Annotated in this window: 14 protein-coding genes; 12 read left to right on the plus strand and 2 right to left on the minus strand. The window is 69.7% G+C overall.

What is annotated here, in order from left to right:
- On the minus strand, window positions 1–1,093 hold a 1,093-nt coding region (locus tag D451_RS0117930; protein WP_017535457.1), incomplete at its 3' end, for a thioester domain-containing protein.
- Window positions 1,094–1,502: 409 nt separating this feature from the next.
- Window positions 1,503–2,687, minus strand: coding sequence for a thioester domain-containing protein (locus D451_RS0117935; RefSeq protein ID WP_026125161.1), 1,185 nt, complete (start codon window positions 2,685–2,687; stop codon window positions 1,503–1,505).
- A 301-nt stretch (window positions 2,688–2,988) separates the two neighbouring features.
- Here D451_RS0117935 and gatB point away from each other — a divergent pair, with 301 nt between their 5' ends.
- The 12 genes from gatB (at window position 2,989) to D451_RS0118000 (ending at window position 21,518) form a co-directional block, all read left to right on the plus strand.
- Window positions 2,989–4,482, plus strand: coding sequence for an Asp-tRNA(Asn)/Glu-tRNA(Gln) amidotransferase subunit GatB (gene gatB / locus D451_RS0117940; RefSeq protein WP_017535459.1), 1,494 nt, complete (start codon window positions 2,989–2,991; stop codon window positions 4,480–4,482).
- A gap of 464 nt (window positions 4,483–4,946) precedes the next feature.
- Complete coding sequence (locus D451_RS0117945; RefSeq protein WP_014912931.1) at window positions 4,947–7,652, plus strand: GGDEF domain-containing phosphodiesterase; 2,706 nt, start codon at window positions 4,947–4,949, stop codon at window positions 7,650–7,652.
- A 472-nt stretch (window positions 7,653–8,124) separates the two neighbouring features.
- Window positions 8,125–9,900 carry an acetolactate synthase large subunit gene (locus tag D451_RS0117950; RefSeq protein ID WP_267880654.1) on the plus strand — a complete coding sequence of 592 codons (1,776 nt, stop codon included), beginning with the start codon at window positions 8,125–8,127 and terminating at the stop codon, window positions 9,898–9,900.
- A gap of 17 nt (window positions 9,901–9,917) precedes the next feature.
- Window positions 9,918–10,442, plus strand: coding sequence for an acetolactate synthase small subunit (gene ilvN / locus D451_RS0117955; protein ID WP_014910534.1), 525 nt, complete (start codon window positions 9,918–9,920; stop codon window positions 10,440–10,442).
- A gap of 79 nt (window positions 10,443–10,521) precedes the next feature.
- Window positions 10,522–11,517 carry a ketol-acid reductoisomerase gene (ilvC, locus tag D451_RS0117960; RefSeq protein ID WP_014913623.1) on the plus strand — a complete coding sequence of 332 codons (996 nt, stop codon included), beginning with the start codon at window positions 10,522–10,524 and terminating at the stop codon, window positions 11,515–11,517.
- Between the two features lie 215 nt (window positions 11,518–11,732).
- Window positions 11,733–13,322, plus strand: coding sequence for a phosphoglycerate dehydrogenase (gene serA, locus D451_RS0117965; RefSeq protein WP_014910056.1), 1,590 nt, complete (start codon window positions 11,733–11,735; stop codon window positions 13,320–13,322).
- A gap of 215 nt (window positions 13,323–13,537) precedes the next feature.
- Window positions 13,538–13,960 (plus strand): hypothetical protein, encoded by a 423-nt coding sequence (locus D451_RS0117970; RefSeq protein WP_026125163.1) that lies wholly within the window; start codon window positions 13,538–13,540, stop codon window positions 13,958–13,960.
- The gene (locus D451_RS0117975; protein WP_017535461.1) at window positions 13,957–15,897 is read left to right on the plus strand and encodes a glycosyltransferase family 2 protein; all 1,941 of its coding nucleotides are present in this window, start codon (window positions 13,957–13,959) and stop codon (window positions 15,895–15,897) included. The genes D451_RS0117970 and D451_RS0117975 overlap by 4 nt, the downstream gene beginning before the upstream one ends.
- Window positions 15,894–17,456, plus strand: coding sequence for a glycosyltransferase family A protein (locus D451_RS0117980; protein ID WP_017535462.1), 1,563 nt, complete (start codon window positions 15,894–15,896; stop codon window positions 17,454–17,456). Before D451_RS0117975 ends, D451_RS0117980 begins: the two co-directional genes overlap by 4 nt.
- Before the next feature lie 16 nt (window positions 17,457–17,472).
- Window positions 17,473–18,558: a hypothetical protein gene (locus tag D451_RS0117985; protein ID WP_017535463.1), complete on the plus strand. Its 1,086-nt coding sequence runs from the start codon at window positions 17,473–17,475 to the stop codon at window positions 18,556–18,558.
- 564 nt (window positions 18,559–19,122) lie between these two features.
- Window positions 19,123–20,187 carry a 3-isopropylmalate dehydrogenase gene (locus D451_RS0117995; protein ID WP_017535465.1) on the plus strand — a complete coding sequence of 355 codons (1,065 nt, stop codon included), beginning with the start codon at window positions 19,123–19,125 and terminating at the stop codon, window positions 20,185–20,187.
- Window positions 20,188–20,402: 215 nt separating this feature from the next.
- Entirely contained in the window at window positions 20,403–21,518 is a 1,116-nt protein-coding gene (locus D451_RS0118000) for a branched-chain amino acid aminotransferase (RefSeq protein WP_017535466.1), read from the plus strand.
- The last annotated feature ends 184 nt before the right edge of the window (window positions 21,519–21,702 follow it).

The following is a 21,702-nucleotide window of genomic DNA, read 5'->3' on the forward strand; positions in this document are numbered from 1 at the left end:
CGGGGAGGGTGGGCTTGTCGTCCTCGGCGGGCGGGGTGGGCTTGTCGTCACCCGGCGTCGTCGGCTCCTCGGACGGCGAGGGGCTCGGGCTGGGACTGGGGCTCGGAGAGGGGGACGGACTGGGGGAGGGGGTCTCCTCGCCGTCCTCATCGTCCGGCTTGACCTCCCAGGACGCCGAGGCCGACGCGGAGACCGGAACGTCCCCGCCCTCGGCGGTGATCAGCGTCTGGGTGGGCGTGTTCTCGTCCTTGCCCTTGAACAGGCGACCCTGCTCGACGTAGGAGGTGCCCTCCAGGGAGAAGGAGGCCTCGCCGGCCTCGGCGTCCTCGGGGACGGAGAAGCCGACCGTGTCGCCGTCGTCGACCGAGGTGACGACCTCGCCCGTCTCGACGTCGACCAGTTCGACGCCCTCGGGTGCGGTCAGGTTCAGCTCGACCTCGGTGGCGGTCGTCTTCACGAGGAACTCGCCGACGATCTCGCCCGCCGTGCCCTCGGCGGAGCCCGGCTCGATGCTCAGAGCGGGGCCCGGCTCCTGGGGCTGGTCCTCGGCCGCTTCGACCAGGTACTCGTAGACCGCCTCGACGGCCGCGTCGTTACCCGAGCCGAGGTCCATGTCGTTGCTGAAGCGCCAGATGGCGGCCTGGGTGCCGGCCAGGGCGTCGGCGGTGCTCAGACCTTCGACGCCGGCCTTCTCACCGAGCTCCTCGGCCCCGACGGTGGGGTAGGAGTTCTGGAGGATCCAGTGCACCTTGCCGGCCTCGGCGAAGGAGCCGAGACCGGGGTAGTTCGCCCAGTCGTCCTCGACGTACTCGGCGCCGGAGACGATGTTGGTGCGGAAGTCGATGCAGTAGGTGGTGAGCAGGGTGCCGTCGGTCAGCTCCAGGTTGAAGAGGCTGGCCGGGGCCGATCCGCCGGCCATGCGGACGGTGGGGCCGTTCTCGGCGTCACCGACGTACCGGCCCTCGACGGAGCCCTCGTAGGTCTCGACCTCGTCGGCTGCGGCCGGGCCGGCCAGGCCGAAGGCGAGCAGGGCCGCGGCGGAGGCCGCCAGACCCACGCGTCCGGCGCTGCGGGGGAGGGAGAAGTTGCTCAAGTTGTGTCCCGGTGTCTTCTAGGGGTGACCGGATGGATATCCGCCCTTCCCATCTGAAAGCTGTGGGGAGCGGAAGCGGACGACGTCGACGCGAGCCCTGGTGATGAAGGCGTGGAAAAGGGTGTCGTCGAAAAGGCGACATGGGAGGACACCACGATCGGGGACAGGGGGTTGTGGGTTCCACGGGAGGGACGTGCCCTTCACCGAGGGTCTCGAGACGCGGGAGCGGGCCGCGTGCGCCATGGATGGTCGACCGCCCGCCCGATACTAGCGAGCCGCCCCAACGCTTCCAACCGGATTCGCGAAAATGTGATGTGTTCCGGTTCCGAATAAAACAGAACACGGGAAATCCGCATTATGGGTGAGTGTTATGGAACGCCGTTCCCCGTTTCGCCGTCGTTCCGATGGCTCAGTCGCGCCGTTTCCGGCCGAGGACCAGAATGAGCAGCCCGGACACCACCAGAGCGCCGGCGATCACCAGGAGGCCGGACAGCCAGGTTCCGGTGATCGCGAGGCCGCTCTTCTCCTGGTTTCGGTCATCACCGTCCGTGGCGGTCGGTGACGCCTCGGGCGGCTCGGTGGCCGTGTCCTCTTCGGGCGGAGGGATCTCCGACTCGTCCACCACGGGCGGCGCGGCCTCCTCTTCGTCCTCCACCTCGCTCTCAGGGGGCTCCTCGCCGTTCCAGGTGAGGGTGGCGCTGGTGGCGCTGGTCGCCACGCCCGGCTCGGCGGTGATGAGGGGCTGGGTGCGGACACCCTCGCGTCCGGTGAACAGTCGCCCCTCCTCCAAGGGGACGTCGCTGCCGCGCAGGTGCAGGGTGGCCACTCCGGCGGGAACCGACGGGTCCACCGCCAGATAGAGATCCTCGCCGTCCTCGACGGTGGAGATCTCGCGCCCGTCGGCGTCCACCAACCAGGAGGCCGGGGCGCCGCGCAGCGACGCCTGGACCGAACCGCCTCCGGCCACGGAGACCGTCAACGGGCCCAGCGGCTCTTCGGGGGCGACCGCCTCCAGTTGGTTCGGGGTGACCTCCAGGGAGCGGGCGGTCGCCCCGGTCTCCGCCGACCGACTGCCCTCGACCAGGTGGTCGTAGAGGCGCAGGACGGTCTGGGAGTTGCTCTCCTCGTCGAGCTCCGTGCCGTCCAGGACGTTCCAGAGGGCCGCCTGCGTCGCCGCTATCGCGTCCGGCCCCTCCACGAAGGGCAGACCGGAGGCCAGGGCCAGGGAGGGGAGGGGCTCGTTCGGGTAGGAGTTGCTCACGATCCAGTTCGCGCGGTCGGCCGGGTTCGGGGCGGCGGACGTCCCGGTCCAGTGGGGGGTGTCGGTCCACTCGGACTCGACGTAGGCGGTGCGGGGACGCACCTCCTCGTCCAAGAGCATCGGATAGGCGCGCACGGAGTCCTCGTCGGCGACGCGCAGGCTGAACAGCGCCGTCTCCGCCTCCCGGCCGTCCTCGAGCACGACCGGCGAACCCATGACCGGATCACGGTCCACGCGGGAGAAGTCCTCGGCGAGGGCCGGAGCGGTGGTGAGGGCACCGATCAGAGCGGATGCGGAAAGCAGCGCGGCGCACCGACGCAGGATGTCGGACATGCTCAGGCGCTCCTGTACGAAGGCGGTCGAGGTGTCGAGGCCTCGACCGGCGAAATCGTGTTCCTGGACCATCCAGACTAATGGTCCGGCACCCTGGGTGACGGTAGATCTCCTCTACAGCGGCTCAATCGTGCACTGGCCGTGACATCCGTAGGGCCTTCCGTGCTCGGGTGCGGGGACAGTCGACCTCCGAGCGTCGGTAGGCTGACCTGGAAGGTATGTCCTCTACGGAAACGGGTTTGCGGCGATGGCCCACGCGGTAACTCCTAGCCCTGCCACAGACGATGGCGGCACCACCCCGGTGGCCTTTGAGCAGGCGCTGACCAGGTACGAGCCCGTACTCGGTCTGGAGACCCACATCGAACTGGGTACCGCCTCCAAGATGTTCTGCTCCTGCCCCACCGCGTTCGGCGCCGAGCCCAATACGCAGGTGTGTCCGGTCTGTCTCGCCTTCCCCGGCTCTCTGCCGGTGGTGAACGAGAAGGCCGTGGAGAGCGCGATCCGTCTGGGGCTGGCGCTCAACTGCTCCATCGCCCCCTGGGGCCGTTTCGCCCGGAAGAACTACTTCTACCCGGACATGCCGAAGAACTACCAGATCTCGCAGTACGACGAGCCGATCTGTGTGGACGGTCACCTCGACGTCACCGTCGACACCCCGGACGGCCCGCGCGAGTTCCGGATCGAGATCGAGCGCGTGCACATGGAGGAGGACACCGGCAAGTCCTCCCACGTGGGCGGTTCGACCGGCCGGATCCACGGCGCCAGCCACTCCAACGTGGACTACAACCGCGCCGGGATCCCCCTGCTGGAGATCGTGACCAAGCCGATCACCGGGACCGGTGGGCTCGCCCCGCTGGTCGCCCGCGCCTACGCCGCCGAGCTGCGCGACCTCGCGCGCTCCCTGGGCATCTCCGACGTGCGCATGGAGGAGGGCTCCATGCGCTGCGACGTGAACGTGTCCATCAACGAGATCGGCGCCGCCGAATGGGGCACCCGGAGCGAGACCAAGAACGTCAACTCGCTGCGTTCGGTCGAGCGGGCCGTGCTCTCGGAGATCGAGCGCCAGGCCGGTGTCCTCGACGCGGGCGGTCGCGTCGTCCAGGAGACCCGTCACTTCCAGGAGCACCTCGGTCGCAGCACCTCGGGCCGCTCCAAGGAGGAGGCGCAGGACTACCGTTACTTCCCGGACCCCGACCTGGTCCCGGTCGCGCCCTCCGCCGAGTGGGTGGAGGAGCTGCGCGCCACCCTGCCCGAGCTGCCCGCCGCCAAGCGCGCCCGGGTCAAGTCCGAGTGGAACCTGAGCGACACCGAGCTGCGCGACCTGATCAACGCCGACGCGATCGATCTGGTCGAGGCGACCGTGGTCGCCGGAGCGCCCTCCGCCGAGGCCCGCAAGCTGTGGCTGAACGAGCTGTCCCGGCGCGCCACCGAGCAGGAGACGGAGCTGGGCGCCCTGCCCATCACCCCCGCCCAGGTGGCCCGGATCATCGCCCTGGTGGCCGAGGGGACGCTCACCAATAAGCTGGCACGCCAGGTCGTCGAGGGTGTTCTGGCAGGCGAGGGGGAGCCCGACGCCGTCGTGGAGTCCCGCGGCCTCAAGGTCGTCAGCGACGACGGTGCCCTCGGCGCCGCCGTCGACGAGGCCATCGCCGCCAACCCCGACGTCGCGGAGAAGGTGCGCGGCGGCAAGGTGGCCGCGGCCGGAGCCCTGGTGGGCGCGGTCATGAAGGCCACGCGGGGGCAGGCCGACGCGGGCCGCGCACGTGAGCTGATCCTGGCCAAACTGACGGGGTGAGACCCCGGACGGGGTCGATCCGCCGTTCACACGGATCGTCCCAGAGAGTGGTTCGGCGCCGTGGAGAGCGGTACGTCGTCCTCGGACACGCCCGAGAGGTCGTTCGGGGACACACCCGGAGGGGGCTCCACGGCGCCGTTCCCATATCCGGACACGGCGCGGCGAAACCCGAAAAGGAGATGACCGAGCGTAGTCGCTCCGTCGTCATCTCTCAGCCGGGCCTCAATCGCCGTGTGACCTTGGTTGCGTAGGGTGTCCACGCACGGGAGGTGCGTGCGGTCCCCGGGGCTCTCCCCTCCATCGCTCGCCCCCGTCCCGCCGCATGCCGGGCGCCAGCCCACGGCGTGAGCGAACGCCGCGCCCCGAATCGAGTGATCACGAGGTGGGTGCTCCATGTCCGAGGAGAGAGCGGAGCGTCGGCCACGGGCCGGCCGCGCCGCGCCGCGCTCACGGGGAGGTCGGTGATGGGCCTCCAGGCACGTCGCCTGTCGTTGTTCGGGCTGGGCGCGCTCTTCCTCCTCTATCTCCTGGGAACGCTGATCCCGGCGGGGGAGTCCACCCTGGCCGCCGAGCTGGGGCAGTGGCCGAACGCGTTGGTGGCCGGAGTCGCCGGCGGCTCTCTGCTGTACGCCTCCAAACGATGGGCCAGGACCGGCGCGGACCGGGAGGCCCATGTGGACGGGGCGGACGGTCCGGCCGCGCTGCGCTTTCTCGGACTGGCCGCGCTGGCCTGGTGCGCGGGTGCTCTTACTCACGCCATCACCCGGACCTTCAGCGCCGGGTCGGTCTTCTCGATCACTCTGGGTGATCTCTTCGCCTTGGCGGCCCTGCCACTCTTCGTGATCGGTTTCACCCGATTCGCCCCATGGCCGGGTGGTCTGCGTACGGCCATGCGCCACATCACCGACAGCTACGTGTGCGCGGCGGCGGTCTTCTCCGTCGTATGGGTCCTGCTGTTCTCGCCCCTGTACAAGGAACTGGGCGAGGGCGCCGGACTGCTCGGCTTCGCCCTGGTGTACCCGGTGGCCGACATCGTGGTGCTGTGCCTGCTCATCCCGCTCGTGTTCATGTCGCCGCACAGCACGCGGCGCGCGGTGCTGGTGGCGATCGGGGCGCTCGTGGTCATCGCCTCCTCCGACCTCATCGGCGCGGTCACCCGACTGACCGGACCGCCCGTGGCGGGCGGCGTCGAACAGCCGGTGCGCTTCCTGGGCTTCGCCCTGCTGGGCGCCCTGCCGTGGCTGGTGGAGCACCGACCGGGCGCCGAACCGCGCCGGATCACCGGGCGGGGGCTCTACCGTTTCGCCCCCGAGATCGCCGCCCTGGGAGCGGTCCTGCTGGCCACGATCGTGCTCACGGTGGGAGGCTTGAGCCTGCCGGGCGTGGCACCGGCGCTGCCGCTGGCGGCGGGCACCGCCGTGCTGGTGCTGGTGGTGCGCGTGCTGGGGATGTTGGAGGAGAACTCCACGCTCACCCGCATGGTCCGCAACCGCGAGGGGCACTTCAACGAACTGGCCCGCAACAGCGGCGACGTCATCCTGGTCCTGGACCGCGACGGCGGCGTGTTCTACGTCAGTCCGGGGACGGCCGAGGCCTTCGGCTATCGGCTGGACGACGTGCTGGCGGCCCCGGTCACCACACTCATCCACCCCGAGGACCTCTCCCGGATCAAGGCCGTCACCGACCTGTTCGAGGAGCGGTCGAACCAGGGGGTGCACCTGCGCCTGCGCGTGCGGGCCGCCGACGGCACCTGGCGGCACACCGAGTCCACGGTCTCCCTCTACGAACAGCCGGGCGAGCCCGACCGTCTCCTGGTGACCACCCGGGACATCAGCGCCCAGGTGGCGCTCCAGGACCAGGTCGAGCACCTGACCTTCCACGACGGGGTCACCGGTCTGCCCAACCGTGCCTACCTGGAGGAGCGGGCCAGCGACGTGCTGGCGCACCGGGCGATCAACGACGAGAACACCGGCGACATCGCGCTGATCTTCCTGGACCTGGACGGGTTCACCGCCGTCAACGACTCGGCCGGACACGTGCGCGGCGACCACATGCTCGGGCAGGCCGCGCGCCGCCTGCGCGGAGAGCTGGAGTCCAACGCCACCCTGGCCCGCTGGGGCGGCGACGAGTTCGCGGTCCTGGTCGAGGACGTGCCGGAGGCCCAGCGGGTGGTCGATCTGGCCGAGCGCCTGGGGCGTGTGATCGCCTCCGAGCCCTTCCAGGTGGCCGACCGCGACATGGTGCTGACCGCGAGCATCGGGGTGGCCTTCGCCGAGCCGACCACGGACAGCGGAGAGCTGCTGCGCAACGCCGACGTGGCGATGACCAGGGCCAAGGAGCGCGGGACCGGGCACGTGGAGGTCTACGCCGCGCACATGCACGAGATGGTCGTGGCGCGGTTGGAGTTGCAGATCCGGTTGCGCCGGGCGCTCGCGGACGGCGAGTTCTTCCTGGAGTATCAGCCGATCGTGGATCTGGGCACCTCCCAGGTGACGGCGGTGGAGGCCCTGGTCCGCTGGAACCGCGACGGAGAGGTCGTGGGACCGGACGCCTTCATCGGGGCGGCCGAGGAATCGGGTCTGATCGTGCCGCTGGGGGAGTGGATCCTGCGGGAGGCCTGCGAGAAGGTCGCCGTGTGGCGGGTCTCGGACTGGGACATCGGCCTCTCGGTGAACCTGTCCGTCAAGCAGGTGCTCTCACCCCGCTTCGTCCGGACCGTCGAAGGGGTGCTCGCGGAGACGGGGCTGTCCGCGGAGGTCCTGACCCTGGAGGTGGACGAGGAGGTCCTCCTGGAGGACGAAGGGGACGCGGTCGCCCGCCTGGGCGAGCTGCGGGAACTGGGCGTGCGCCTGGCCATCGACGACTACGGCATGGGGTACGCCTCCCTGGCCCATCTGCGCGAGTTGAGCGTGGACTCGATCAAGATCGACCCGTCCTTCATCGCCGACCTGGGGCGCGACGACACGGTCACGCTGCTCACGCACACGATCATCCAGCTCGGTCGGGATCTGGGGGTCCAGGTGGTGGCCGAGGGCATCGAACGCCCGGAACAGTTGGAGCAGCTTCGGGCGATGGGTTGCGACCACGGTCAGGGCTTCCTGGTGGCCCGCCCGATGCCGGCCGAGGGCGTGGACTCCCTCGCCGGGGGAGAGGCCGGCCCGGACCTGTGAGGGAGCGGCGTCTCTTCGGGCGGTCCGCTCCCGTTTCGGGATGAAGGGGGCGTTGGCCCCCGAAGTTCCTTTATCTGGGCAGTTCGGGAACATCATGTTAAGTGCGCCTAACGAAGGCGCCCGCGAACCCCTGTCGCGTGTTCTCCATTACATGAGACGCCCACCTGATCCTTGTTTGTGCAGTTCAGATGGGGTCTGTCGAGTGCGACTCGGATTGAATGTTGATATTTGTGTCTCACTATTTGAGATAATCTGTAGTTCTGGTTGACGTGCGACCGGCACTTCGGCCAATGTTGTGAACGTGCAGAGCAACTCCCTGATTCTCGTACTTGGTCGGCGCGCAGCCCACTGAGCTACTTCTGCTGCGCGCCACCCTCGACCGCCACCCGGCGGTGGGGGTTTTTTTATTGCCGCACCAGGTCGAGAAACCGGAACCACCACCACCAGAGCCCCTGTGCCGCTCTGGGCCTCGCTGAAGGATCTTGAGATGACCGAGCAGATGACCGGCGCCCAATCGCTGATCAGGTCGCTGGAGCACGTCGGCGTTGACACCGTCTTCGGGATTCCCGGCGGCAGCATCCTCCCCGCGTACGACCCCCTCTACGACTCGGCGACGGTGCGCCACATCCTCATGCGCCACGAGCAGGGGGCGGGCCACGCGGCCGAAGGCTACGCCTACGCCACCGGGCGCCCCGGGGTGTGCATGGCCACCAGCGGGCCCGGCGCCACCAACCTCGTCACCCCGCTGGCCGACGCCCACATGGACTCGGTCCCCATGGTCGCCATCACCGGCCAGGTCGCCGCTCCCAAGATCGGCACCGACGCCTTCCAGGAAGCCGACATCTGCGGCATCACGATGCCGATCACCAAGCACAACTTCCTGGTCAAGGACGTTCGTGAGATCCCCCGGACCATCGCCGAGGCCTTCCACATCGCCTCCAGCGGGCGCCCCGGGCCGGTCCTGGTCGACATCTCCAAGGACGCTCTCCAGAACTCCACCGACTTCGTCTGGCCCGAGCGACTCGAACTGCCCGGATACCGTCCGGTCACCAAGCCCCACGGCAAGCAGGTCCGTGAGGCGGCCCGCATGATCGCCGAGGCCAAGCGCCCGGTCCTCTACGTCGGCGGCGGCGTCCTGCGCGCCCGCGCCTCGGCCGAACTGCGCGTCCTCGCCGAGATCACCGGCGTCCCCGTCGTCACCACCCTGATGGCCCGCGGAGTCTTCCCCGACTCGCACCCGCAGTTCGTGGGCATGCCCGGCATGCACGGCGATGTCTCCGCGGTCGGCGCGCTCCAGCGGGCCGACCTGATCGTCGCCCTCGGCGCCCGCTTCGACGACCGCGTCACCGGCCGCCTCGACAGCTTCGCCCGCGACGCCAAGATCGTCCACGCCGACATCGACCCGGCCGAGATCTCCAAGAACCGTCACGCCGACGTGCCGATCGTCGGCGACTGCCGCGAGGTCCTCGCCGACCTGGTCGTGGCCGTGCGCGCCGACCAGGAGAAGGGCCGTCAGGGCGACTACGAGGCCTGGTGGGACCGGCTGAACAGGCTCCGCACCACCTACCCCAAGGGTTACGACGTCCCCGACGACGGCACCCTGTCCCCGCAGGGCGTCATCCGGCGGCTGGGCGAGATCGTCGGCCCCGAGGCCACCTACGTCGCGGGCGTCGGCCAGCACCAGATGTGGGCCGCCCAGTTCATCGACTACGAACGCCCCGGTTCCTTCGTCAACTCCGGCGGACTCGGCACCATGGGCTTCTCCGTCCCCGCCGCCCTCGGCGCCAAGGTCGGCGACCCCGACCGGGTCGTGTGGTCGGTCGACGGCGACGGCTGCTTCCAGATGACCAACCAGGAGTTGGCCACCTGCGCCGTCGAGGGCATCCCCATCAAGGTCGCGGTCGTCAACAACGGCAACCTGGGCATGGTCCGCCAGTGGCAGACCCTGTACTACGAGGGCCGCTACTCCAACACCGACCTCCAGACCGCCCCCCTGGACGAGCGGATCCGCATCCCGGACTTCGTCCGTCTCGCCGAGGCCTACGGGTGTGTCGGTCTGCGCTGTGAACGCCCCGAGGACATCGACGCCACCATCGAGAAGGCGATGTCGATCAACGACGTCCCCGTGGTCGTCGACTTCAGCGTCAACCACGACGCCATGGTCTGGCCGATGGTCGGCCCCGGCGTCAGCAACGACAACATCCAGTACGCGCGCGACATGGCGCCCGACTGGGAACACCAGGACTAGGAGAAGGCCGAACCACCATGAGCAGTCACACGCTTTCCGTTCTGGTGGAGGACACCCCCGGTATCCTCGCCCGGGCCTCCGCTCTCTTCTCCCGTCGTGGCTTCAACATCGACTCGCTCAGTGTCAGCAGCACCGAGTACACCGGACTGTCCCGGATGACGATCGTGGTCAACTGCGACCTCCACCCTTTGGAGCAGGTGACCAAACAGCTCAACAAGCTGGTCAACGTCGTCAAGATCGTGGAGATGGACACCACCGCGTCGGTGCAGCGCGAGCTGCTCCTGATCAAGGTCAAGGCCGACGCGTCCAGCCGCACACATGTGCTTCAGACGGCCGAGCTCTTCCGCGCGCACGTCGTGGACGTCAGCCCGGACGTCGTCGTCATCGAGGCCACCGGCGACCCCGAGAAGCTCGATGCCCTGGTCAAGAACCTGGAACCCTTCGGGATCCGAGAACTGGTCAAGTCAGGGCTGGTCGCCCTGGGCCGGGGACCGCGTTCGATCACCGACCGTTCACTGCGATCGGTCGAACGCAGCGCCTGAGGTGAGAGGCTGTTCGCGACACCATCGGGCAGCCCCACCCCCGAGCCCCCAAGAACGTAGAAACAAGGAGTAACCCCAAGTGGCAGCACAGATGTACTACGACGACGCCGCGGACCTCGCGCTCATCCAGGGCAAGAAGGTCGCCGTGATCGGTTACGGCAGCCAGGGCCACGCGCACGCGCTGTCGCTGCGGGACTCGGGTGTGGACGTCCGGATCGGTCTGGCCGAGGGCTCCAAGAGCCGCGGCAAGGCCGAGGAGGAGGGCCTGCGGGTCCTCACCCCCGCGGAGGCCACCCGCGAGGCCGACGTCATCATGATCCTGGTCCCGGACCACATCCAGCGCGACCTCTACACCAACGAGATCGCCCCCAACCTGGAGCCCGGGAACGCCCTGTTCTTCGCGCACGGCTTCAGCATCCGCTTCGGCCTCATCCAGGCCCCCGAGGGCGTCGACGTCGCCATGGTCGCCCCCAAGGGCCCCGGCCACCTGGTCCGTCGTCAGTACGAGGCCGGTCGCGGCGTCCCCTGCCTGGTCGCCGTCGAGAAGGACGCCAGCGGACAGGCCTGGGACCTGGCCCTGTCCTGGGCCAAGGGCATCGGCGGCACCAAGGCCGGCGTCATCAAGACCACCTTCACCGAGGAGACCGAGACCGACCTCTTCGGTGAGCAGGCCGTTCTGTGCGGCGGCACCGAGGAGCTGGTCAAGGCCGGTTTCGCGACCCTCGTCGAGGCGGGCTACCAGCCGGAGATCGCCTACTTCGAGTGCCTGCACGAGCTCAAGCTGATCGTCGACCTCATGTACGAGGGCGGCATCTCCAAGATGAACTGGTCCATCTCGGACAACGCCGAGTACGGCGGCTACACCCGCGGCCCGCGCCTGATCACCGAGCAGACCCGCGAGGAGATGCGCAAGATCCTCGGTGAGATCCAGGACGGCAGCTACGCCAAGGAGCTCATGGCCGAGTTCGACGCCGGTCAGCCCACCTTCGGCAAGCGCCGCGAGGCCGAGCAGAACGAGCAGATCGAGAAGGTGGGCGCCGAACTGCGTCCGCTGATGAGCTGGCTCAAGGCCTAGCCCGCCTGTCGGGACGACGGCCGTCGGGGAGGGGCACACGCCCCTCCCCGACGGCGTATGGCCGGGGAGGGTGAGACATCTTTCCCTACGGGGCGCCCCATCCGCCCGACGGGCTTCCCTACCCCGGCGATAGACTTTGGAAAGGCCGTCACACCCGATCCGGGCAGCGCCTCCACCTGCGCGATCGGGTCGTATCCACCCGAAAAGGAACCGTTGTGACCAAACCCGTCGTACTCGTCGCGGAAAAGCTCTCGCCCGCAGGAATCGCGCTCCTCGAAGACGACTTCGAAGTGCGCCACGTTGACGGAGCGGACCGGTCCCAACTGCTTCCGGCCATCGCCGACGTCGACGCCCTGATCGTGCGCAGCGCCACCCAGGTGGACGCCGAGGCCCTCGAGGCCGCCGGCCACCTCCAGGTCGTGGCCCGCGCCGGTGTGGGCCTGGACAACGTCGACGTCGACGCCGCCACCAAGGCGGGCGTGCTCGTGGTCAACGCACCCACCTCCAACATCATCAGCGCCGCCGAGCAGGCCATCAACCTGCTGCTCGCCAGCGCGCGCAACACCGCCCCCGCCCACAACGCCCTCGTCCACGGTGAGTGGAAGCGTTCGAAGTACACGGGTGTGGAGCTGTACGAGAAGGTCGTCGGCGTGGTCGGCCTCGGCCGGATCGGCGCCCTGGTCGCCCAACGGCTGCTGGCGTTCGGTACCAAGGTCATCGCCTACGACCCGTTCGTGCAGCCCGCCCGCGCCGCGCAGATCGGTGTGGAGATGACCACGCTGGACGACCTGCTCGAGCGCAGCGACTTCATCACCATCCACCTGCCCAAGAACAAGGACACCCTCGGCCTGATCGGCGACGAGGCGCTGTCCAAGGTCAAGCCCTCCGTGCGGATCATCAACGCCGCGCGCGGCGGCATCCTCGACGAGGACGCCCTCTACCGGGCCCTCAAGGAGGAGCGCGTGGCCGGCGCGGGCATCGACGTGTTCGCCAAGGAGCCCAACACCGACAGCCCGCTGTTCGAGTTCGAGAACGTGGTCGTCGCCCCCCACCTGGGCGCCAGCACCACTGAGGCCCAGGAGAAGGCGGGCACGCAGGTCGCCCGTTCGGTCAAGCTCGCCCTGTCCGGCGAGTTCGTGCCGGACGCGGTGAACGTCCAGGGCACCGGTGTGGCCGAGGAGATCAAGCCGGGTCTGCCGCTCACCGAGAAGCTCGGTCGGGTCTTCACCTCCCTGGCCGGCGCGCTCGCCGCCCGTATCGACGTCGAGGTGCGCGGTGAGATCGCCGCTCACGACGTCAAGGTCCTGGAGCTCGCGGCCCTCAAGGGCGTGTTCACCGACGTCGTCGAGGACCCGGTGACCTTCGTGAACGCTCCGCTTCTGGCCAAGGAACGCGGCGTCGAGGTGAACCTCGTCACCAGCGACGACAGCAGCGACTGGCGCAACCTGATCTCGGTGCGCGGCGTGCTGGCCGACGGCACCCGGGTGTCGGTGTCGGGCACGCTCACCGGCCCCCGCCAGGTCGAGAAGCTGGTGGAGATCAACAACTACACGATGGAGATCGGCCTCGACGAGCACATGGTGTTCCTCTCCTACGAGGACCGCCCCGGCATCGTCGGCAAGGTCGGCGCCCTGCTCGGCGACGCCGAGGTCAACATCGCCGGTATGCAGGTCATCCGGGACAAGGAGGGCGGCAAGGCGCTGATCGCGCTGACCGTCGACTCCGCCGTTCCGGACGAGATCCTCACGTCGATCTCCGGTGAGATCGACGCCGAGATCGCCCGTCAGATCGACCTGGAGGACTGAGTCCTCCCATGCTCCGGATCCGTCGTGCGGATCGGTTCGGGCCGTGTCTCCTTCGGGGGCACGGCCCTTCGTACATCCGGGGACGAATCTCCGTGAATGTCCAGTGCTCTCCCGCTTCCTCTCTTCCTTGATAACGCGCTGACCTGCGTGATCCTGAAGGGGATCGATGCGACGGCGCGGCCGTCGTGACGTCTCAGCGTGTGTTGGGGGGAGTCGTGCGTCGTTCACGTTCGCGTCTTCTGGTCGCAGCGGCGGGGGCTTTTTCGCTCGGAGGTTGCGGTGTCGGGTTCCTTGTCCACCGAGGGCTGCTGGGCCTGGTCCCGGCGGTGCAGTTGTCGGCGTGCGTGGCGGTACTCGCCGCGACGCTCCTGGTCGTGTTCCTGCTCCGCCGGACCGATCATCAGGTCCGACGGTTGCGCTCCGGGCTCGATCGACAGGTTCGGGACATCTCCGAGATCGCCGGGGAGAATCGGGCCGAACTCATCGGCCGGGCGGACGAGCTGGTCGTTCTCATGGGGCGGGTGGAGGAGCGTCTGAAGCGGGAGGCGACCCCGTGCTCCTGCGGAGCCTCCGCCGGTCGGATGGTGGTCGAGATCGAGACGGAGCGTTCGGGGGACGGCTCCCGGGTGATGTTGTGATCGCGGAGGTGTGGCGAGACGCCCTGCACCGTCGACATCCCGGTCCCCTTCTGGCCTGTCATCTGGGCTCGGGGACGGCAGGGGGGATCGACCGGGTGCGCTTCGGGCGTCGGGACACGGTGGTGGACCTGGGGCGACGGAGCGTCGACGAGGTCTTCGGACCGGACGACCCTCCCCACCCGTTCGAGCAGGTCGTGCTGGTGGTGGGGACGCCCACGGATCTGCGCCGGGCGGTCCCCGTGGTCGCCGGTCCCGTGCGCGCCGCCCGCTTCACCGTCATCGTGCGCAGGGCGGCGGAACACCTACCGCCGCCCTTTCCCATGGTCCCCGGGACCGGGCGGTGGACCGGGCTCTTGGACGCCCGGATCAAGAGGGTCCCCGACGCCGGATGGTCGGTCGAACTCCTCCTCACCCGTCCCGTGTCGTTGGCGGAGGTCGTCACCGCCCTGTCACACGGGCTGGCGGGCGGTCGTCGAGGGACGGCGACGGGACCGCTGGTGGCGGCGAGGGGGCGGGACGCGGGCGTGTGGCGTCCCGGTGACGCCCTCGCGGGCGGGATGGACGAGGTGGACGCGATCCTGGACGTGGGTACGGCCGGGGCCGAACACGATCCGGCGGAGCCCGTAACACCGAGGCTGCGCCGGTGGAGCCTGGAGGATTCGAGGTGGCGGGCCCTGGGCCGTCCCGGCGCGGTTCCGCGGCCTCGGGGCGGGTTCGAGGTCGACGACGTACCGCCTCTGGACGAGACGATGATCAACCCCACGGGGTTCGTCCAGGACACCGAGGGCCGTTCGGGACGTCTGGTCTCCCGGGAGGGCCGATGGGCCCTGGTGGTCAACGGGCGGGTGCGTCGACGCCTGCCCGACGACGGCACCGTCACCGACGCCGACATCGAGGCCGTGCGCGATCTGCGCACGATCCGGGTGGAGTGGGGACGTCACAGCGGCCCCTTGGCCTCGGTGAGGGCCGTCGCCGCGTTCGCGGCGGCGGGTGTCCCCCTGCTGGGCGACCCGGGACCGAGCTGGGCGTCCTGCCTGGGAGAACCCCTTCGTGCGCTGATGTCCTCGGTCTGCCTGAAGGACATGCGGGACCCGCTGCGCCGGGAGGAGCACAGCGTTCGTCTGCGGCGGGCGGCGTTGCGGGCCCACGGCGCCCGGGCCCGTTGGCGGCGGTTGGGAGAGATCACCGGGGTGGATCTGCCGGCGGAGCCGACGGTCTCGGTGGTGTTGTGCACCCGCAGGCCCCACATGGTGCCGTTCGCGTTGGGGCAGGTGGCCCGGCAGCGCGGTGTGGACGTGGAACTGGTCCTGGGCATGCACGGTTTCGACCTCGACGCGCCGGGGGTGGGCGAGGCGGTGGCCGACCATCGGGAACGGGGCGGACGGGTGATCGCCTACGAGGCCGATCCCGCGCTTCCGCTGGGCTCGATCCTGAACCGCGCCGTGCTCAGGGCGGGCGGCGACCTGGTCGCCAAGATGGACGACGACGACTGGTACGGGCCCGACCATCTGGCCGATCTGGTGTTGGCGCGCTCGTACTCGGGGGCCGACGTGGTGGGCAACGCCGCCGAGTTCGTCTACCTGGAGGAGCTCGACATGACGGTGCGGCTGCCCTTGGGCGAGAGCGAACGCGCGTCGCGTCGTCTCGGCGGCGGGACGCTGATGATGGACCGCAGGGTGTGGGAGGAGACCGGGGGGTTCCGCCCCATCCCGACCTCGGAGGACACGCAGTTCCTCGCCGGGGTGGAGCTCATGGGCGGTCGGCTCTATCGCACCCACGGCTGTAACTACGTGCTCCGCCGCAGGTCCGGCGGGCACACCTGGAAGGTCGGCTCGGGGTACTTCCTGAAGGGGACGGTGCGGGCGCAGTGGCCGGGATGGCGCCCCAGCGCCCTCCTGGAACCCCGTGAGCACGAGCTCGTCGGAGGTGGACGATGACGGTCGACGTCGGCGCGTGGACGGTGCCCCGTCCGCTTCTGAGACTGAACGATCACGGGGCTCTCGAACCCCCGCCGTCGGGGGAATGGACCCCTTGGCTGGACGTGAGCGTGGTGATCCCGGCGCACGGCGGACAGGAACGGCTGGACCTGACCCTGGCGTCGCTGACCGCCCAGACCTATCCGTCGTCGCTGACCCAGGTCGTGGTGGTCGACGACGGCAGCGATCCGCCCCTGCGGTTGCCGGATCTGCGGCCGGAGAACACCCTCCTCGTGCCCTCCGGCCCCGGCGGGTGGGGGCCCGGGCACGCGGTCCGTTCCGGGATCGCGGTGGCGGACGGGACGGTCCTGCTGCGTCTGGACGCCGACATGGTGGCCTTTCGAGACCATGTGGAATCCCAGATGCGGTGGCATCACCTGGCCGACTACGTGGTGGTCATCGGTGGCCTGAGGTTCGTGGAGCACGGACCGGGCGGTCCGGGGCCGGAGGAGGTGGCGGCCGCGGTCCGCGAGGGCACCGCTCAGGGGCTGTTCGGCGACGGCGAGGAGATGGAGTGGCTGGTCGAGTCCTATCGCCGGACCGGGCGCCTGCGTCGGGCGGGGCACACGGCCTACCGGAACTTCATCGGGGCCACGAACTCGATGGGACGGGACCTGTACCGCCGTTCCGGAGGTTCCGACCCCGAGCTGGTGTTGGGGGAGGACACCCACCTGGCGTATCGGCTCGCGCGACAGGGGGCGGTCTTCCTGCCGGACCCCGACAGCGGAAGCCTGCATCTGGGGCTGCCCCAGATGCAGCGGCGGCGTGAGGAGGGCTTCCGGTATCGGGCCCCCTTCGTCGGCAACCGTCTGCCCCTGACGGCGGATCGGGAGAGGATCACCGGTCGCAGCTGGCAGGTGCCGATGGTGGACGTGGTGATGGAGATCGGCGACGTTCCGTCGGCGCTGGTGGCGGACACCGTGGACCGCCTGCTGGGCGGGACGACCACGGATCTGCGGATCACCCTGGTGGCCGATCGGCCGTGGGAGGGGCGCGGTGACGGTCTTCCCGCGTTGCGGGCCTACCTGGAGAGCGATCCGAGGACGAGGTTCCGGACGAGCCCGCCCGAACCCGATCTCGACGTGCCGTTCGTCCTGTGGACGCGCCCGGGGTTCGCGTTCGCCCCGGACGCGGTGGGCGAGATGCTGCGCCAGGCGCGGCTGACCAAGGCGGGTCTGGTCCGTGCCGCGATGCCCCGGGGCGGGCCCGAGGGTCCCAGGCTGGAGCGCCTTTCGAGTTTCGCCCGGGCACGGCATCTGGCGGAGGGGGACGCCGACGTCGACCGGCTGGTCGACGAGGTGGCCGGTGTGCGCTGGATGGACGGCACCTCCCTGCTCGACCCGGAGGAGGACGTGGAGGAGCCCGAGGAGAGGGAGGGGGCGGAGGAATGGCGGACACGCCTGGAGGAGACCGAACGGGAGGCCGCGTCGTGGCGGTCGTGCGCCGACCGGTGGAAACGCCGCCACCGGTGGTTGACCGGGACGGGGACGGGACGGCGTGTGCTCAGGGCGCTCGGTTGACGAGGGGACGGTGACCATGGACGGGGTGACGGTGGTCCCTCCGGTCGGAGGGCGCGTTCCGTACGCGGGGCTGGAGAAGGCGCGGGCGGGGACGGTGTTCGTTCCGGCCCGAGAGGACGGGACGGGACCGGCGGTGACGAGCGCGCTCGCGCCACCTCCCGAGAACACCGTGGTGGTGGGCGGGGCCGACCCCGCCGAGGTCGACGGGGTGGAACGGCCGTGGGAGGCGTGCCCGGGGGCCTCCCTGTCCTTCGCCGGGACGTGGGTCGAGGAGCTCGGGGAGCCGTACGGGGGAGACGAGACGGTCGAGGAGCTCGCCTACCGCCTGTACCAGCGCGGAGCGCGTTTCGTCGCGGGTCCCGGTCGGCGCTCGGTGACGGACGTGGAGACCGGGTTCGCCTCGGTGGACCGGATCCCCTTGGCCCCCTCGCGGAGGGCACGGCCGACCCGGACGTGGCGGGTCCCGTTCGCGGACGTCGTCGTCGACACGGCCGGAGCGTCGGCGGAGCGGGTGATGGAGACGGTCGACGCCCTGCTCATGGGCCGGACCGGCGACCTTCGGATCACCCTGGTGGGCGACTGGCGACGGTTGGGGGAGGGGCGGCACACCACGATCGACGACCCGGACCTGGATCCGCGGCTGGTCCGGGAGCACTACCGCTGTGAGGGGAGGGTGCGGTTCCTGGAGGAGATCCCCGAGAGGGACCCGGACGTTCCCTTCCGTCTGTTCCCGCCGGTGGGTGTCCGACCTCGCGAGGACGCGTTGGAGCGGTTGTTCCTGATCTGCTCGGAGCGCGGACACGGACTGGTGGTCGGCGACGGCGGGTGGCGCTGGGAACGCACGGTGGTGTTCGCGCGGGCCCGTCGGGCGGGTGTGGCCGAGAGCGGTATCGACGCCCTGGTGCGGACGTACACGGTGCGGGACGGTGAGCTCTCCGAGGACGTCGATCTTCCGAGGGCGGAGGAGCGCCGGAGGCTGATGGAGGAGGCGTCGAGGAGGGCGGCCGGGGCGCGGGCCGCGGCCGAGCTCTGGGAGCGGAGGCTGTGGGCTCTGACGGGGGGCCGGTGGTCCCGGTTGCTGTTGGGCCGGCGCCCTCTCTGAGCGGCGAAGACGAAGAGGTGTCTCACATGTTGAGAACCTCTGGTCATATAGTTGGACATCCGATATTCTGACGTCCTAGGAGATCGGTGGTGTCGGCCTCCGTGCCGCGCATCATGGTCCGCCGTCGCGCCCGCCCCCACCGGGGCCCGCGCGGGCGGTCCCGGCAGACGATCCCGCCGGGTGGGGCCCTGACTCCTTCGTCGTCGTGGACGTCGTCGCCCACGACCCGCGCCCGTCCGTGCCGCCCGGCCTCGACCGCCCGGGAACGGTGGGCGCTCCTCAACGTCGAACGCGAACGGCCGTTCCGTGCCTTTCGGGCCGTCGCTCACCGTACTTGGAGGATCACATGTACGACATGATCGAGTACCCGTCCACGCCCGACACCGACGACGAGATCGCTCGCGCTCTCCAGGACGCGCTCAATCGCCGTTGCTGAGACGCGAGTAGGGGGAAAGGGGCTGTGCCGGTCCGCGGGGCCGGTACAGTTGTCTCACCTACTGTTCATTCGATCTCGCCATGTGAGAAATCGCCGGTGGGGTCGCCTCCGAGTCGAAGGCAGTCCGTATGGCAGCGCGCACCGTGAAACTGGCCGTCATCCCCGGGGACGGAATCGGTCCCGAGGTCGTCGCCGAGGGCCTCAAGGTGCTGGGGGTCGTCGCCGCCCAGCACGACCTGGCCATCGAGACCACCGAGTACGAGCTGGGGGCCAGGCTCTGGCATCGCACCGGTGAGACGCTGCCCGACCCGGTCGCCGCCGAGCTGCGCGAACACGAGGCCGTCTACCTGGGCGCCGTCGGAGACCCCTCGGTCCCCAGCGGTGTCCTGGAGCGGGGGCTGCTGCTGCGCCTGCGCTTCGACTTCGACCACTACGTCAACCTGCGTCCGGTCCGGCTCTTCCCGGGGGTCGACAGCCCCTTGGCCGGTGTCTCGCCCGAGGACATCGACATGCTGGTGGTGCGCGAGGGGACCGAGGGTCCCTACGCCGGCGCCGGTGGCGTCCTGCGCAAGGGCACCCCGCACGAGATCGCCACCCAGGACAGCGTCAACACCCGTTTCGGGGTCGAGCGCGTGGTCCGCTACGCCTTCGCCAAGGCCGCCGAGCGTCCGCGTCGGCAGTTGACCCTGGTGCACAAGGACAACGTCCTGACCTACGCAGGTGAGCTGTGGAAGCGCACGGTCGAGGAGGTCGGCGCCGAATACCCGCAGGTCGCCGTGGACTACTGCCACGTCGACGCCGCCTCGATGTTCTTCGTCGACCGGCCCGGGCGCTTCGACGTGGTCGTCACCGACAACCTCTTCGGCGACATCATCACCGACATCGGCGCGGCCATCACCGGTGGTATCGGTCTGGCGGCCAGCGGTAACATCAACCCGGACAACACCTTCCCCAGCATGTTCGAGCCGGTCCACGGCTCGGCGCCCGACATCGCGGGCCAGGGCAAGGCCGACCCGACCGCCACCGTGCTGTCGGCCGCGCTCATGCTGGACCACCTGGGGGTGCCCGAGGCGGCCCGCCGGATCGAGGCGGCGGTCTCGGCCGACCTGAAGACCCGCGCCCAGAGCGACGAGGTCCGGTCCACCTCCCGTATCGGCGACGACCTCGCCGCGCGAGTAGCCGAGCAGGGCTGAGGCGACCGCTTTCGGCCCTGCCTTCACGACAGGCGCGGCCGTGGCGGGAACACCACTTCACGACCCTTGCGACGGGCGCGTCTGGAACCTCCGGCGCGCCCGTCGCCCTTTTCGCGGCCTTGGCCTGGTCTGGCACCGGGTGCGCTCTTCCGACACACTAGATTCCAGGTCGGCGGCGCTGCCGACCCGTTGCATCCGAGAGGACCACCGACAACATGAACAACAACACCACCACCACTGGGTTGACGTTCGACATCCGGCTCTCCGACCGGCGGAAGACCCCGCGGGAACGTGAGGAACTGCTGGAGAACCCCGGGTTCGGTCAGGTGTTCACCGATCACATGGTGAGCATCCGTTACACAGAGGGCAAGGGCTGGCACGACGCGGCCCTGGAGCCGTACGGGCCGCTCAGCCTGGACCCGGCCACCTCCGCCCTTCACTACGCGCAGGAGATCTTCGAGGGGCTCAAGGCCTACCGCCACCCGGACGGTTCGCTGGCCTCCTTCAGGCCGGAGGCCAACGCGGCGCGCTTCAACCGGAGCGCCGAGCGGATGGCGATGCCGGCCCTCCCCGAAGAGCTCTTCCTCAAGTCCATCGAGCTGCTGCTGGAGCACGACGGGGACTGGGTCCCGTCCAAGGAGTACTTCAGCCTCTACCTCCGTCCGTTCATGATCTCCACGGACGTGGGCCTGGGGGTCAACAACCCCTCCCGTACCTACGTCTACCTGCTCATCGCCTCGCCCGTGGGCTCCTACTTCTCCGGCGGCGTCAAGCCGGTGACGGTCTGGCTGTCCAAGGACTACACGCGTGCCGCCCCCGGCGGCACGGGCGCGGCCAAGTTCGCGGGCAACTACGCCGCGAGCTTCCTGGCCCAGTCCCAGGCGGTCGAGAAGGGCTGCGACCAGGTCGTGTGGCTGGACGCCCGCGAGCACCGATGGGTCGAGGAGATGGGCGGCATGAACCTGTGGTTCGTGTTCGGCGAGGGCGAGAACGCGCGCCTGCGCACGCCTCCGCTCACCGGCACCCTGCTGCCGGGGATCACCCGCGAATCACTGCTCACCCTCGCCCCCGACCTGGGTATTCCGGCGGAGGAGAAGCCCCTCTCCATCGAGGAGTGGCGCGAGGCGGCCGAGTCCGGCGAGATGACCGAGGTCTTCGCGTGCGGCACCGCCGCGGTGGTCACCCCGGTCGGCCACGTCAAGAGCGACGACGGCGAGTTCACCATCGGCGACGGCACTCCCGGGCCGATCACGATGCGTCTGCGCGAGGAGCTGGTCGGGTTGCAGACCGGTCTGCGCAAGGACGAGCACGGCTGGATCACCCGCTTCTAGGAAGGCGGGGCGTGGGCCGCTCGGGGGATCTCCGGGCGGCCCACGCCGTTTCCCCCGGGCCGTCGGCGGAGGGTTCCGGCCGATGGGCGGCCTCGCGAAGGCCGGTCGGAAGCCACCCGATACGTCCGAAGTGAGAAATTCTCATCTCGTAGAGTGAGACATCTGCCCCCGAACAGGACCTCCT

The organism is Nocardiopsis alba DSM 43377 (assembly GCF_000341225.1).
Classification (GTDB): Bacteria; Actinomycetota; Actinomycetes; order Streptosporangiales; family Streptosporangiaceae; genus Nocardiopsis; species Nocardiopsis alba.

Excerpts from the sequence above, each read along its gene's own strand:
- D451_RS0117935 (WP_026125161.1), bottom strand. The coding sequence starts at position 2,687 with ATGTCCGACATCCTGCGTCGGTGCGCCGCGCTGCTTTCCGCATCCGCT.
- D451_RS0117945 (WP_014912931.1), top strand. The coding sequence starts at position 4,947 with ATGGGCCTCCAGGCACGTCGCCTGTCGTTGTTCGGGCTGGGCGCGCTC.
- ilvN (WP_014910534.1), top strand. The coding sequence starts at position 9,918 with ATGAGCAGTCACACGCTTTCCGTTCTGGTGGAGGACACCCCCGGTATC.
- D451_RS0117980 (WP_017535462.1), top strand. The coding sequence starts at position 15,894 with ATGACGGTCGACGTCGGCGCGTGGACGGTGCCCCGTCCGCTTCTGAGA.
- D451_RS0117985 (WP_017535463.1), top strand. The coding sequence starts at position 17,473 with ATGGACGGGGTGACGGTGGTCCCTCCGGTCGGAGGGCGCGTTCCGTAC.
- D451_RS0117995 (WP_017535465.1), top strand. The coding sequence starts at position 19,123 with ATGGCAGCGCGCACCGTGAAACTGGCCGTCATCCCCGGGGACGGAATC.
- D451_RS0118000 (WP_017535466.1), top strand. The coding sequence starts at position 20,403 with ATGAACAACAACACCACCACCACTGGGTTGACGTTCGACATCCGGCTC.